13 protein-coding genes are annotated in these 14801 nt (G+C 63.2%); 8 read left to right on the plus strand and 5 right to left on the minus strand.

What is annotated here, in order from left to right:
* Positions 1-238 precede the first annotated feature (238 nt).
* From EKO19_RS08710 to EKO19_RS08720, 3 genes are read right to left on the minus strand one after another with little or no spacing between them, the layout of a single operon-like run.
* Positions 239-1417, minus strand: a complete 1179-nt coding sequence (locus tag EKO19_RS08710) for an ABC transporter permease (protein WP_129776054.1) — start codon at positions 1415-1417, stop codon at positions 239-241.
* Positions 1417-2148, minus strand: a complete 732-nt coding sequence (locus EKO19_RS08715; protein ID WP_129776055.1) for an ABC transporter ATP-binding protein — start codon at positions 2146-2148, stop codon at positions 1417-1419. The genes EKO19_RS08710 and EKO19_RS08715 overlap by 1 nt, the downstream gene beginning before the upstream one ends.
* Positions 2145-3626 (minus strand): alpha/beta hydrolase, encoded by a 1482-nt coding sequence (locus EKO19_RS08720; RefSeq protein WP_157995179.1) that lies wholly within the window; start codon positions 3624-3626, stop codon positions 2145-2147. Before EKO19_RS08720 ends, EKO19_RS08715 begins: the two co-directional genes overlap by 4 nt.
* A 172-nt stretch (positions 3627-3798) precedes the next feature.
* Between EKO19_RS08720 and EKO19_RS08725 the strand changes: the two genes are divergently transcribed.
* The 5 genes from EKO19_RS08725 to EKO19_RS08745 all read left to right on the plus strand — a co-directional run bounded on the left by EKO19_RS08725 (position 3799) and on the right by EKO19_RS08745 (position 8466).
* On the plus strand, positions 3799-4608 hold the full coding sequence (locus EKO19_RS08725) for a class I SAM-dependent methyltransferase (RefSeq protein ID WP_129776057.1): 810 nt from the start codon (positions 3799-3801) through the stop codon (positions 4606-4608).
* A 50-nt stretch (positions 4609-4658) separates the two neighbouring features.
* Positions 4659-5465 carry a DUF3014 domain-containing protein gene (locus EKO19_RS08730; protein ID WP_217705217.1) on the plus strand — a complete coding sequence of 269 codons (807 nt, stop codon included), beginning with the start codon at positions 4659-4661 and terminating at the stop codon, positions 5463-5465.
* A gap of 42 nt (positions 5466-5507) precedes the next feature.
* Positions 5508-6614 (plus strand): hypothetical protein, encoded by a 1107-nt coding sequence (locus tag EKO19_RS08735; protein WP_129776058.1) that lies wholly within the window; start codon positions 5508-5510, stop codon positions 6612-6614.
* A 59-nt stretch (positions 6615-6673) separates the two neighbouring features.
* Entirely contained in the window at positions 6674-7126 is a 453-nt protein-coding gene (locus EKO19_RS08740) for a hypothetical protein (protein WP_129776059.1), read from the plus strand.
* A 401-nt stretch (positions 7127-7527) separates the two neighbouring features.
* Entirely contained in the window at positions 7528-8466 is a 939-nt protein-coding gene (locus EKO19_RS08745; protein WP_129776060.1) for a putative Ig domain-containing protein, read from the plus strand.
* A gap of 69 nt (positions 8467-8535) precedes the next feature.
* Here the strand turns inward: EKO19_RS08745 and EKO19_RS08750 are convergent, their stop codons facing one another.
* Complete coding sequence (locus tag EKO19_RS08750) at positions 8536-9399, minus strand: alpha/beta fold hydrolase (RefSeq protein WP_129776061.1); 864 nt, start codon at positions 9397-9399, stop codon at positions 8536-8538.
* A gap of 157 nt (positions 9400-9556) precedes the next feature.
* Between EKO19_RS08750 and EKO19_RS08755 the strand changes: the two genes are divergently transcribed.
* A complete protein-coding gene (locus EKO19_RS08755) occupies positions 9557-10387 on the plus strand; it encodes an SDR family oxidoreductase (RefSeq protein ID WP_129776062.1) in 831 nt (276 codons plus the stop codon).
* A gap of 57 nt (positions 10388-10444) precedes the next feature.
* Positions 10445-11476 carry a glycerophosphodiester phosphodiesterase gene (locus tag EKO19_RS08760; protein ID WP_217705218.1) on the plus strand — a complete coding sequence of 344 codons (1032 nt, stop codon included), beginning with the start codon at positions 10445-10447 and terminating at the stop codon, positions 11474-11476.
* Here EKO19_RS08760 and EKO19_RS08765 read toward each other — a convergent pair.
* Positions 11454-12278 carry an alpha/beta fold hydrolase gene (locus EKO19_RS08765; RefSeq protein ID WP_129776064.1) on the minus strand — a complete coding sequence of 275 codons (825 nt, stop codon included), beginning with the start codon at positions 12276-12278 and terminating at the stop codon, positions 11454-11456. The genes EKO19_RS08760 and EKO19_RS08765 overlap by 23 nt on opposite strands.
* Positions 12279-12440: 162 nt before the next feature.
* Here EKO19_RS08765 and EKO19_RS08770 point away from each other — a divergent pair, with 162 nt between their 5' ends.
* Positions 12441-14801: an autotransporter outer membrane beta-barrel domain-containing protein gene (locus tag EKO19_RS08770; protein ID WP_129776065.1), complete on the plus strand. Its 2361-nt coding sequence runs from the start codon at positions 12441-12443 to the stop codon at positions 14799-14801.

The raw sequence follows: 14801 nt of genomic DNA on the forward strand, positions 1-14801 counted from the left end.
CATGCCGCGCTCACGATCGACATCACCGGCGAGAGCTATCGCGGGGTCAAGGCCCGGAAACTTGCCAGCAAGAAACACGTCGCGTAAGAATCGCCCACTTCTGCTCCGCCAGTGACCTCACAAGGTGGTCCCCAACTCGGGAAATCGGGTGGTCCTCAACTGGGAAATCGCGCAAGCGTCGTGCTCGATCCAGAAGGCAATCGGCTCGAGCTCACTGTCTAGCGAGGCGTCCTCGGCACTACCCCAGAATCGCCTCCCGCTGATACAACTTGATCGCCACCCCCACCAGCAGCGCCCCCAGTGCCAGCGTCGTCCCCGCGCAAATCAGAACATGCAGCGCCGGGATCGAGTCTCCCCTCATCAGGCTCGTTGCGATCAAGTGCTGACTCAGGCTCGGCACCGCCATCAAACCCGCGCTGGGCTTGGTGCCCGTCACGACCGCGAACATGATGGGCGCGATCGGCAGCATCATCACGACTGACAGCCACGACTGCGCCTCGCGATTGCTCCGAGTGAATGAGGCGACGACGGTCATCAACCCCGCGCCCATGGGCACGAACGTCATCATGATGGCGAAGATGGTCAGGATCACGCGAGGGCCGAAGTTGGCCGACATGCCGAGCGCTTCCAGCGGAATGTAGGTGAGCACGACGCCGAACGCCGCGAGCGTCAATAGCAGCGAGACCGACATGAAGGCCGACGTCGCCAGCATCTTGCCGACGATCAACTGAGACCGGCTCACCGGCAGCGTCAGCAACGGTTCCAGCGAGCCGCGTTCGCGTTCCCCGGCGGTGGTGTCGATGGCGAGATAGAAGCCGCCGACCAGCATCGACATGAAACAGAAGTAAGTCATCATGCCGAGGATCAGCAGCGAGCGCCCGGCCGGTGTGGCCACATCCAGCGTGTGCACGCCGACAGGGTCGATCACCGTCGGGTTGATCCCGCGAACCATCAAGCGCAGGACCGCCAGCTGATGGCCATACGCGTTGAGCAACTGCCGGGCGCGATCCGCGCTCGGTGACGTGTTGCCGTTGGACGTATCGACGACCAGAGATAACGGCGCCGACTCACCGGCCTTGAGCGCCTTGGCGTAGTCATCGCCGATGATGAGCACGAGGTCCTGCGCGCCAGACCGGACTGCTTCCATGGCCTGATCGCTCGACAGCTCTACGTTTTGAACCTTGACTCCGTTCTCACGCAGGAACTGCACCAGGTTGGGCGCACGATCCGCGCCGGCGATGGGCAGGTTCAGCGGCTTGTCCTGATTCGCGACGGCGCGCTTCGACACCATCGTCGTGGTCAGGCCGAAGATCACCGGCGCCAGCAGCACGCCGAAAAAGAACGCCGACAGAATCACGCGACGGTCGCGCAGGTTCTCCAGCACTTCCTTGCGGAACACGGTCCAGACGGCGCTCATCACGCCACCTCGCCGGGTTGATCGGCAGCGCGCACGAACGCTTCTTCCAGATCGGGAGCGCCCGTCGCCTTGAGAATGTCCGCCGGCGTGCCTCGCACGACAACGCGACCGTGCGAGATGATCACGATGTCGTCGCACAAGGCCGCGACTTCCTGCATCACGTGACTGGAGAACAGCACGCACCGTCCCGACTCGCGCAGCTCGCGAATCAAATCGCGCAACATGCGCACGGCATTCACGTCGAGACCGTTGGTGGGCTCGTCGAGAATGATGGTCTGCGGTCGATGAATCAGCGCCCGCGCCAGGCCGACCTTGAGTCGTTCGCCTTGTGAATAACCTTTGGCGCGTCTATCAGCTACGCCGCCGAGCGCCAGGCGCTCGATCAGTTGATCGATGGAGCGATTCAACTCGACGCCGCGCAGGCCGTGCAGTTCGCCGTAGTAGCGAATGTTTTCGCGACCGCTCAGATGCGCATACAGCCCGCTCGCATGTGGCAACACGCCGAGCGAGCGGCGCACGCCCAGAGGGTCGGTGGCGCAATCGTGGCCGTCGATCAGCGCGCGGCCTTCGTTGGCGCGAATGACCGTGCTCAGGATGCGCAGGGTCGTGGACTTGCCGGCGCCGTTGTGGCCGAGCAGGCCGGTGATCCTGCCGTCGCCCGCCGAGAACGAAACATCCTGCAACGCTTGCACCGCGCCGAAGCGCTTTCTCAATCCATCGACTTGAATCATGGGGCGGGCGCCGAGCGTGACAGCAGGAACGGGGCGGGGGCGACGGTCTTCAGGCACTCGTCGTCGAGCGATTTCACGGTGCCGGCCGTGATGAAGTCGGCGACCACGCGCGGCATGCAGCCGACGGCGATCTGACCATGGCCTTGGCCGTCGAGCACGAGGTGCCTGGAGTTCTTCAAGCCCGCGAGGATTTGCTCGCCATAGCGCGACGGAGTCACCGGATCGTTACCGCCGGAGAGCACCAGCGTCGGAATCGCGCTCTGCAGAGGCTTGCCGAAGTCTGCATCGACCGGGCCGTGCGGCCATTGTTCGCAAATGCTCCGCATCGCCTGCATGAACGTTGCGCCGATGTACGTCTTGGCCAGGTCGGAGTCCGCGACCGGGCGCTCGTGCCAGCGCGGCGCGTCTTCGCTGCATACGACTGCGAAGTGCATGCCGTTGGCGATCTGAGTATCGAGGCTGCGTTTGATCATGAGGTATTGCGCGGCCAGCGCTTGCGGCTGTCCGATCTCCGCCTCGTGGATGAGCAACGGCAACGTCGAGACGGTTTCATCGGAATAGCTCAGCAATCGAACAGCCGCACTGAGCTCGGCCGCGCCCAGTTGCGTCGCTACTGGCTCCGCGTTCAGTGGATCCGGAATCGAAAGAGGCAGCGGCTTCTCGAGCACTCGCGCGCGCAGGGTCGCGAAGGTGGTCGCGATGTTTGGGAAGGCGCGCTGGCAGTCCGCGTTCGAATCGCACCGGGCAAAGGCGTTGTCGATAGCGGCTTGAGCGTCGAGCGCCACATCCGGGCCCAGCGGCAGCTCCGGTGGCACGACACCATCGAGAATCGCGACACGCACTCGTTGCGGATAACGTCGCATGTAGTGCTGAGCGACTCGCGTGCCATAGGACACGCCATACAGATCCACTCGTTGATAGCCTAGCGCGGCGCGTACATCGTCGAGGTCGCGCACGGCAACGCTGGTCGTGTAGTAGCGCGGATCACCGGGCAGCTTCTCCAGACAGGAGCGCGTCAGCTCGCGCAACTGCTTTGGATCGCTGAACGTAATGTCGCTCTCATCGGGGAAGGAGCAGTCGAGACGATTCGAGCGCCCGGTGCCGCGTTGATCGACGATCACGATGTCACGATCGCGCCGGATGCGCGCCAATGCCGGTGCGATGGAGATATAGAAGTCGCTCGCCGCCTGGCCGGGGCCGCCGCTCAGCACGAACAGCGGATCGCCCGCGGGCTCGGTGCGCATCGAGCGAATGACAGCGACATGCAGCTGAATCTGCTTGCCCGACGGTTGCTCACGATTTTCCGGCACCGACAGTCGGGCGCACTGAGCGGCCACGCCGCCGCCGGCAACCTCGCTCTGCAGTCGGCAGTCTTCGAGCTTCAGATTGGCCGCGTGCGCCTGGAATGCGCTGCAAAAGGTCAAGGGCACCAGGCTCAATGCGGCCAGCGCGCGCAAGCTCTTGTGAATCGAGGACATCGATTTCCCGGTGTGAAAGGTCACGGGGCGCAATGGTACCTCGCCGGCAGTTCCTGCACGTCCATGTGCCCGCTGCATTTGGATCTCCTGTATCAGGAACCTGTGGGCACCGGTAACGGTCTGTTACATTCGCACGCCCGACAACTATCTCAACGAGCCCCTGGAGTTACGCATGCGTTCATCGTCGTTGCTCGCCACCGTCGCCGCCGTTGCCTGCGCGCTGCCGCTGACGGGCGCCTTCGCCAAGGACGAGGCATTGGCCAAGGCCGTCGCCTCCGAGTCCCGCTCGCCGAATTTCGTGGCGCGCGACAAGTACCGGAAGCCGGAGCAGGTGCTCGAGTTCATCGGTGTGAAGCCGACCATGACAGTGGTGGAAATCGCGCCGGGCGGTGGTTATTGGACCGAGATCCTGGCCCCGTATCTGCATGACAAGGGCACTTATTACACGGCCATCACGCCACGCGCCGCCAGCGAGCGGGCCGCGGCCGCCGCGGATACGTGGCAGAAAAAGCTCGACAGCGACAAGGCGCGCTACGGCAATGTGAAGATCAGTGACTTCGGCGGCGGTAAATTCGAGCCCGGTCCGGCCGGCTCCGCCGACGTGGTCGCGACGTTCCGCAACGTTCACAACTGGATGGGCCAAGGCACGGCGGAACAGGCGTTCGCGTCGTTCTACAAGACGCTCAAGCCGGGTGGCGTGCTGGTGGTCGAGGAGCATCGCGCGCCGGCGGACAAGCCGCAGGACCCGAAGGCGGCCAACGGTTATGTGCGTGAGGACTACACCATCGGGCTGGCTGAGAAGGCCGGCTTCAAGCTGGTGGGTCGCTCCGATCTGCTGAACAATCCAAAGGACACCAAGGATTGGCCGAAGGGCGTGTGGACCTTGCCGCCGACCCTGGCGCTGGGCGACCAGGACAAGGCCAAGTACGAAGCGATCGGCGAGGCCGACAACTTTCTGCTGAAGTTTCAGAAGCCGCAGTGAGGTTGGCCCGCGAATTGACTGAGCGGATTTGACGCGCCGAGGAGCCACCCGTGGAAGACGAACAGAAGAAATGGTTGTACTGGGCGATCCCTGTCGTGGTCGCGGTGGCTATCGGCGCGGCTCTGTATTACGGACGTTCGCATCGGCAGGCGGAGCAGGCCGCGCAGCAAGCGCCTGCTCCTGTGCCTGAAACCACCACGCCGGCAACCGAGCCACCGATCCGCAATCCGGTGGCCGAGACGCCGCCGCCCAAGCCGCTGCCGCCGTTGGCCGATAGCGATCCTTCGATGCTGGAGTCGTTGAACGGCGTGTTCGGTCGCGCGCTCGAGCCGTTCCTGGTGCCGAAGAACATCGTTCGACACACGGTCGTGACCATCGACAACTTGCCCCGCAAGAAAACGGCGGTGCAGATGTGGCCGGTGAAGCCGATCGGTGGCGAGGTGCTCGCCAAGGGCGAAGGCGAGGAGATGACGCTCGACGCGAGCAACTACGCGCGCTATGAGCCCGTCATCAAGATCGTGCAGAACATGGACACCGCGCAGGTCGCGACGCTCTATAAACAGTATTACCCGCTGTTCCAGGAATCGTACGTGTCGCTCGGTTATCCGGACGGCTATTTCAACGACCGGCTGGTCGAAGTGATCGATCATCTGCTGGCGACGCCGGACGTGCCCGGCCCGATCAAGCTGAAGCGGCCGAGCGTCAATTTCGAGTTCGCCGATGCCGAGCTCGAAAGCTTGTCGTCGGGACAGAAATTGCTGATCCGCATGGGCAGCGCCAACGCCACCATCGTAAAAGCCAAGCTGCGCGAGCTGCGCAGTGCCATTGCTAAACAGGACGCCGCGACGGGTCGATGACGACTGGGCGCGGCAGCGTCAGTTGCACACAGGAGTGTCGTCATGAGCAAAGTCGTGCTGATATCCGTGGCCTCCGCGGTGGGCCTCGGATTGTTGAGCCTGCATCTGGTCAATCGACTGAAAGCGGGCGAGGCCACGATTGCCGACCTCAAAGCTCAGGTCGCCGCGCTCCAGGAACAGCAGCAACGGTCGCTGCCGCGCGAAGCAACTCCGCCTGCTGAAGACATCGGCCCGCAGCCCAGTGAAGTCATCGGCACACCGCCCAAAGCACCTCCGAAACTGGCCGGCGCCGTAACGGCCGCCGCTCAAGTGGCGCCGCCGGGCATGCCGAATCGCGACGAGCGCATGCGCATGTTTCGTGAGCAGCGCGAGCGTCAGCGCCAGTTGATGCAGGATCCCGAGTATCGCGAGGCGATGCGCGTGCAGACGCGAGGCAATTTCGCGCGCCAGTACCCGGGTGTGATCCAGGAGCTGGGCCTGGATCCGCAGCAGGCGGACGCGTTCTTCGACTTGCTCGCCGATCAGCAGCTGCGCGCCAACGAGCAGATGCAGCCGCTGTGGGAGATGGAAACCGATCCCAGCGATCAGGCCGCCATGCAGGAGCGAAATCGCAAGATCCAGCAGATGGCTCAGCAGAACCAGCGGCGCAACGAGGCGGAGATTGCCGCGCAGCTCGGCTCCAAGGTGCAGGCGTGGAAGGAGTATCAGTCGACCATGGGCGTGCGCTATGAGCTGGAGAACATGCGTAACACGCTCGTGTCGAACGGCTTGCCGATCAGCGACGACATGAGCAAGCCCATGCTCAAGGCGCTGGCGCAGGCGAATCAGGCCGAGGCGGACGAATTCGCCGCCGCCAATCGCGGGGAGCCGGCAGCAGCGTTGGGATGGAGCGCCGGCGGTTCGACCAGCGGCTCCGACAGCAACAACATGGAGCGTCACCTCGAGATGGCGAAGAAGCGCAATCAGCGCATGCTGGATGCGATCTCGCCGTACCTGTCGTTCGAGCAGCGTGCCGCCATCGAGAGGCAGCAGGAAGCGCAATTGAAGATGCAGGAGGCCCAGCTGCGGCTCATGCGTTCGCAGAGCAAGGCGGAGAGCAATGGGGTGCTGTTCCTGCAGAGCTCGGACGTGGTGGTGGCGCAGCCTTGATCGCCGCGTACACCCACGTTGAGTAATAATTGCGCGGTCATCGATCGGGTAAGACTTCCATGAGCACTACATCCGCCACTTCGTTCGCTGTGTTGATGGCCGCGACGCTGTTGGGAGCTACTGGCTGTAGCAAGCCGGAGCCCGCCGCGCCACCGCCGCCGCCGGAACCGACCACGCAGCCGTCGAATACCGAGGAGGTCGGTCAGCCGACCGATCCGCGCTTCATTGGCAAAATCTGGATGTCGACGACGCTGGGACATCCGCGCGGCACGATGATGATCTTCCTGCCCGACCGCTCGCTGTTGATGGACTCGTGCTTCGAGACCTATCGCATCTCCAAGTGGGGCGCGGAAGGCGATCGTATCCGCTGGATCGAAGACACCATCCCGATCGAAGGCACCCTGTCGATGCCGAGCGATCACGAATTGAACTTGACAATCGCGGGGCAGGACAAAGTGCAGTCGTATGTCATCGCAACGGTGCCGTTCGTCTGCCCCGACATGCCGCGATAGTTCGAGAGGAACGTTGCACCGTCGGTGTTTCACGTAAGCGAAATCACCCAAACGCGGTTGCCGGTATCGGAGGATTGCAAGCGCCGCGAGCCTGGTTTTAAAGCGATAACAAACAATCCGCGGCCAGTACTTTTTTCAGGTCGCGCTCACAATGTTTCTAATGCGCGAGCAGTGAATCCATTTGCAGACACTGTCTGAACGTTACGACATTTTGCGCAAACGACCTTCTTCTCGTTAACTGCGCCCGCCCACGAACGACACTTCGTCACATCGACTCGCCTCAATGCGTGCGATGGCCGACCAGGATGAGTCAGGCGGAACGATAGATCGCAACTCTGGGTGAGCGCCGTACCGCGCGCGTAAGCGGTGCGGCTCCCGTGTCATACCCGCGAGGATTGTCCATGCGCACTTCACTCAAGTGCACGCCCGGTTTCGGCGTGTCCGCCCTCTTTTTCGCACTTGTCTGCGCGTTCTCTCTGTTGAGTAGCATCGCCCAGGCCGCACCCACTATATCCGGCACGCCGAAAACCACGTTCGGCGTGAACTCCTGGTATAGCTGGGCGCCGACCGCGCGCGACCCGGCCGTCGAGCAACGCACGCTGCGCTATTCGATCGTCAACAAGCCCTCGTGGGCGCAATTCTCCGTGTACTCCGGCAAGCTCGAAGGCCCGACGCCGGCGACGCCCGGCACCTGGTCGAACATCCGCATCACGGTGCGCAGCGCGACGGGCACGGCCACTCTGCCGGCGTTCTCGATCGCAACCTATCGGCCTGGCAGCACCGGCAGCACGACCAATCGTCCGCCGGTCGTGAGCGGTACCCCGCCGACCTCGGTGACCGCGGGCACCGCGTATTCGTTCCGGCCGACAGGCTCGGATCCCGAAGGCCGCACGCTAACCTGGTCGATCACGAACCGTCCGGCGTGGGCGACGTTCAACACGTCGACCGGTGCGCTCACCGGCACGCCGACGGCCGCACAGGTCGGCACGACCTCCGGCATCGTGATCGCGGCGAGCGACGGCACCAATCGCACGGCGTTGCCTTCGTTCAACATCGCGGTGAATGCGGCGGGCAGCAGCACCGGCTCTGCCACGTTGAGCTGGACGCCGCCGACCAGTAACACCAACGGCTCGACGCTGAGCAATCTGGCGGGCTATCGCATTTACTACGGCACCAGCTCGAGCAATCTGTCGCGCACCATCCAGGTCGCGAATGCCGGCATGACCCGCTACGTGGTGCCGGATCTGGCGGCGGGCACGTGGTACTTCGCGATCCGTTCGTACACTACGACGGGCGCGGAGAGCGCGAACTCGAACACCGGTTCGAAGGTCGTCCGCTAGTCGCAAGTTCGTGAGCTGCTCTCCCGTTGCCGACACGGGACGGGAGAGCAGCGCGCATTCACGCGCCGGTTACTGCTGGCGGCGTGACAGCCAGTCCACCATCGTGTTGCTGACCAGTTCGGGCGCGTCCTGCTGCACGAAGTGGTTGGCGCCAGGGACGGTCACGATGGTCAGATCTTTCTCGACCCACTGCCACGTGCCATTGAGCGCACCCGGCAGCAGCGCCTGATCCTCGAGGCCGTGGAACATCAACACCGGCGCCTTTACCTTCGGAAAGGTGAAGTTCTCCGGCGGCGGTGGCGAGCCTGGCTTCGGATAGTTGGCCTTGTAGTAGTTGAGCATCCCTTCGACATCCGATTGCTGGAACGCTTGCAGATAGCGCGGTCGTACCGCCGGATCGGTCACCCATTGGGTGAGGCGTTCCAGCGAGATGGCCTGGTGCGCATCGGGCTTCTGGAAATTGAAAGCGTACTCGCTGTTTTTCTTCTGCTCGGGATTGGTGGCGATCTCGCGCGCGATGCCGGCGGGGTGCGGCAGATTGCAGATGACCAGCAGCCGCGTGATCTCGGGCTTGCGCATCGCCACGTTCCAGGCGACCGACCCACCCCAGTCATGACCGACGATCACGGCGCGCTCGACCTGTTCCGCCTTGACCACCGCGGCAATGTCGCCCACCAATAGCGGCATGGCGTAGTTCTCCACGCCTTTGGGTTTATCGGAAAGGTTGTAGCCGCGCAGATCGACAGCGGCCGCGCGATAGCCGTGATCGGCGAGCGCGCGCATTTGTTTGCGCCACGTGTACCAGAAATCCGGAAAGCCGTGGATCATCACGACCAGCGGTCCCTGGCCCAGTGCCGCATAGTGGATTTTCACGCCGTTGGCGTCGGCGTACTTGTGCTCGACCTGATCCCACACATCCATCGTGCCGGCCATCGCGATCCCCCCCTTGCAGCTGCCGCCGACTATATAACGACGCTCGATGCGCTACTGCCCGACAGTAGGACCGGGACGCCGCTGTGAAAGCCACTCCTATGCTCACCGTGCGGATCGGGCCTATGATGAGCCGTCCTCCAACCGGTCGGAGTTTCGTATGTCTCTTCGCGGCAAGACACTCTTCATCTCGGGCGCCTCGCGCGGTATCGGACTGGCGATTGCGGTGCGTGCGGCGAAAGACGGCGCCAATATCGCGATCGCGGCCAAGAGCGATCAGCCCAATCCCCGCTTGCCCGGCACCATTCACACCGCCGCCGAAGCGATCGAAGCGGCCGGCGGCAAGGCGTTGCCCATGCAGGTCGATATTCGCGACGAGAATGCGGTCGCCGAAGCGGTGAAGAAAACCGCCGCGCATTTCGGCAGTGTCGACATCCTGGTCAACAACGCCAGCGCGATCTCGCTGACCAGTACGCTCGACACGCCGATGAAGCGTTTCGACCTGATGTTCGGTGTCAACGTTCGTGGCACGTTCGTGTGCTCGCAGGCCTGTATTCCTTATCTGAAGGAATCGGCAAAGGCCGGTCGCAATCCTCACATTCTGAATCTGTCGCCGCCGCTGAGCATGAAGCCCCGTTGGTTCGGGCCGCACGTCGCGTACACGATGGCGAAGTACGGCATGAGCATGTGTGTGCTCGGCATGGCCGAGGAGTTTCGGGCTGACGGCATCGGTGTCAACGCGCTCTGGCCTCGCACCGTCATCGCAACGGCCGCACTGAATGTCATCGCCCTGGCCGATCCGAAGAAAGGCCGCAAGCCGGAAATCATGGCGGATGCGGCGCATGTGATTCTCACGCGTGATCCTCGCAGCTGCACCGGCAACTTCTTCATCGACGATGAAGTGTTGGCCAGTGCGGGCACCACGGATCTCGATCAATACGCGGTTACGCCCGGCACCAAACAGTTCCAGCCCGACTTCTTCGTCGACTGACCCGTGCGGCGGCTGGCATTTTTTCTTTTCGCGATGGTGTCGACGATGAGCGGACCGGTGCAAGCGCAATCCTCGTCTGTGGGCGGCAAGTGGGCGACGTTGGACGGCTCAGCGCCGCTGGTGATCGCGCATCGCGGTGCTTCGGGTTATCGGCCCGAGCACACGCTCGCGTCTTACATGTTGGCCATCGAGTTCGGCGCCGACTACGTCGAGCCCGATCTGGTGGCGACGCGCGACGGTCATCTGATCGCGCGTCACGAGCCTTTGCTGGACGACACCACCGATGTGAAGTCGCGGCCGGAGTTCGCGTCGCGTAGCAGCACCAAGACGCTCGACGGCAAGCAAATCACCGGCTTCTATGCCAGCGACTTCACGCTCGCGGAGATCCGTCAGCTGCGCGCCGTGCAAGCGAATCCGGCGCGCTCGAAAGAGTTTGACGGCCAGTTCACCGTGCCCACCTTCGAAGAGATTCTGGATCTGGTCGAGCAGGAGTCGGCGCAGCGCGGCCGGCGCATCGGCATCTATCCGGAAACCAAACATCCCGCGTTCCATCTGCAGTTGGGATTGGCGCTGGAAGATCGATTGCTGGAGGCGCTGAACCGCCGCGGTTTGAACAAGGCCGGCACGCCAATTTTCATCCAGTCGTTCGAGAGCGCGAACTTGCAGTACTTGCGCGGCAAGACCGAGCTGCCGCTGGTGCAGCTGATGGACGACGGCTCACTCATCTATGACGACAGCGGCAAGCACGTCGCGCGAGTCGCCATCCCTGAGCATGGCGATCCCCGCGGTAGCGAGCGACCGAACAGTCTCGCCGACGTGGCGAAGTATGCGAACGCGATCGGGCCGTGGAAGCGACAGATCCTGCGTGATGTTGGACAACCGAAGTTGTTGACGACGACGGTGATCGACCAGGCTCATCAAGCCGGGCTGCGCGTGCACACCTACACCTTCCGCAACGAGCCCGCGACGCTGGCGCCTGAGTACAACAACGATCCGCTGCAGGAGTACCGACGCTTTTACGAGCTGGGCATCGACGGCGTGTTTTCCGATTTCTCCGATACCGCGCTCAAGGCGCGGGCGTCACGCTGATCGACGGCCAGTCACGCACCCAACAGCACACGTGATCGAACCCTTCGAGGGTTCGCTGTTGTGCTCGAGGATATCGAGCGAAGTATCGTTCGGTGGTTGCTGGCGGCACGACCAGATCGTTCGCGCCGCGCAGATGTAACTCGGGCCACAGATGCGGCTGGTCGCTCAGCGCCGGATTGAGCGACTGCGACAGTCGCAGATACTGGTGATGGTCGGTCCAGGCGTCCGTATCCAGGTTGGCGCCGATGGTAACGACGGACGCGACGTCTTCGAGCCGCTCCGCAATCAATACAGCCAGCGTGCCACCACCGCTGTAACCAACCAGTGCAACGCTTTTGGCGCCGACGCGTCGCTGTACCTCGCGCACGGTTGCCACCATGCTCTCGACTACTTCGATTGAATAACGTGCGCCGGTCCAAAGCTCGAAGTTACATTTGTCCGAGCGAAGGCTGTTGTAGCACGGACGTGTGACATACGCGCCGGGCGCCGGCGAGCGCATCAACATTTCCAATGCCACCGGCTCGCGGGTGGTGGGGTCGTCGCTGGGAGTGCGGCCGAGCCAGGGTATGCCGTCGCTTTCCAGAAAGATCGTCACCGGCCCTGAAGCAGTGGAATCATTGGCATGATCGACCCCGGCGCTGCGTTTCAGATAAACGATGCTGGGAAACGTGCCCGCCTCGATGGGAACGACTTCGAGGCCGGCCTCGCGGGCTCGCTGATCCAGCCGTTGCCCGGGCGAGGTGCAGCCGGCGAGCAGCAGCGTCGCGGCCAGCACGGCATTAAGGGCAACCCTGATGTTCATGACTCGCGATTGCGACCTGCGTCACAACGGAAGTCAACCCTCGGCGGCACAGTTCGCCCGGCCCTGAAGGCCAGAGGCCTGCACTTAAGACCCGTTGCGGTCGCGGGACAGTGGCGGATAACTACGCACAGCTCATACGAATAAACCAAGGGAGAGCTTGCAATGAAGGTAGCGGCGCTGAGAGCAGCCGGACGGACGCTGGCCGCATGGATGGGCGGCGTGGCACTGCTCGCGATGGCCCCATTGGCGCAGGCCATTCCGCCGTCCTTCAGTGGCCAGGTCAATATTCCCATTCCGACCGGGGTCAGCCAGTCGGTGGTCGTCAATATGCGCGCGGCCGGCGCGATCAGCGGCTCGCCTCTGATCGATATCGGCACCGGCCAGGGCGTGGTGTTCGTCAACGGCACGCCAAGCGGCAACTTGCTCGTCGGCCTCTACAATCCCAGCGGCGCCGGCGGCGTTTGCGTCCAGATCACAAACAATGGTTACACGCCCAACCCCAGCGACGTGTTGACCGTGCCGCTCACGGCGACCAATGCCATAGGTGAAAGCGGGAACGCCACCGTTACGATCAACAATGCCGCGGGCACGGGCATCGTGACTCCGGGCAACCAAGCCCAGGAGGCGGCTTGCGCCGACCCGAACCAGGACCCCATCGCGACCATCAACGGCGGCAACCGCACGATCGCCGACACCGACGGCGCGCCGGGCGAGAATGTGACATTCAGCGCCACCGCGAGCGATCCGGAAGGCGAGACGCTCAGCTACGCCTGGTACGGCAGCGATGGTGAAACGCAGCTTTCCACATCGCCGAACCCGACGCTCGCGCTGCCGGATGGCGTCTCATTAGTACGCCTGCTCGTGTTCGACCAGTCGGGGGGCGGCAGCGTCGTCTCCGAAGTTACGATCACCGTCGGCGACGCGAGCGGACCCACCGCGAACGCGGGTGGGAGTCGCAACGTCGAAGACAACGACGCTGAAGACGGCGCATTGGTTACGCTCGACGGCAGCCTGTCCACCGATACCGATGGCACGATCGTGACCTATCGATGGTCGCTCATCACGGGCGGCGAGACGGAAACCTTGCTCGGCTCCAGTGCCTCGCCGACGCTGCAGGTCCGCTTGCCGGCCGGCGACAATCTCATTCAGTTGCTCGTCATCGATAACGCCGGCCTGCAAGGCTCGGATACCGTGACCATCACGGTCGCCGATGGTCCGGCGATCACGACGCTCTCCGACATTCCGAACCTGTCGCCGAATCAGCGGCGCGTCGCACTGGCGTTGGATCGTATCTGTGGCCAGCTGCGCGAGCTGTCCGAGCTCACGTCGGATCAGCAGGATCTGTTGATCCGTTGCAACGGCCTGCAGATCAACAACACGACGGACAATCAGCGCGACGCGCTCGACGAGTTGGTGGCTGACGATTTCGCCGTCGCCCGCACGCAGACGCTACTCTTCGCGAACACTCAGTACGCCAGCGTGATGGATCGCTTGATGGCGCTGCGTGGCGGCGCGAAGGGCTTGAGCCTGGCGGGCCTCAACATCATCGTCGATGGCAAGTCGGTGCCGCTGGCACAGTTGCACGACATGGTGACGGGTCTGTTGGGCGGCGGCGCCAGTGCCGATGACGAGCCGGGCGGCTTGCTCAGCGACAAGTGGGGCATGTGGGCGCGGGGCAATTACAGCTTCGGCGAGAAGGATCGTTCCAGCAGCAGCCCGGCCTTCGATGCCGATCAATGGGCGCTGGTCGGCGGCCTCGACTATCGATTCAGCGACCAGCTGGTCGGTGGCGTGTCGCTTGCGTACGGACAATCCAGCATCGACTTCAATCCGCGCAAAGAAGGCGGTCTCGATACGGATACCTGGGCCGTCTCCTTGTACGGCTCCGCGTATGTGGCCCGGAACCTTTACTTCGATGCCATCGTCAACGTCGCCAACGCCGACTACGGCGCCGATCGCAATATCACTTACGTGGACGGCACCGGTCTGGTGAACGCCGATGCGCGTGGCGACACCAGCGGCATGACCTATAGCGCCGGTCTCTCGGGCGGCTATGACTTCCTGGTGGGCGGCCTGACGTTGTCGCCGACTATCGGCTTCTACTACATCGACGCCACCATCGACAGCTTCACCGAGCGCGGCGCCGCCGGCTTGAACCTGATTTACGACGAGCAGACGTTCCAATCATTCACCGGCAACCTGGGCTTCCGCGTCACGTATGCGTGGAATCTGAGCTGGGGCGTGCTGTTGCCTCACCTGCGCGTCGACTACGTGCGCGAGTTCAAGGACGACGTCGATGTGTTCGGCGTACGTTTCGCGGCGGATCCGAACGCGACGAGCGCGCCGCCGATTCTGGTGGAGACCGACAATCCCGACGAGTCGTACTGGCGCCTGGCCACCGGTCTGTCGGCGCAGTTCATCCACGGCATTTCAGGATACATCGAGTATCAGCGCCTGGAGAGTTTCGAGTTCATCAGCTTCCAGGACGTGAGCATGGGTCTGCGCTTCCAAAAGAGCTTTTGA

This window comes from Peristeroidobacter soli (genome assembly GCF_004138485.1).
GTDB classification, from domain to species: Bacteria; Pseudomonadota; Gammaproteobacteria; order Steroidobacterales; family Steroidobacteraceae; genus Steroidobacter; species Steroidobacter soli.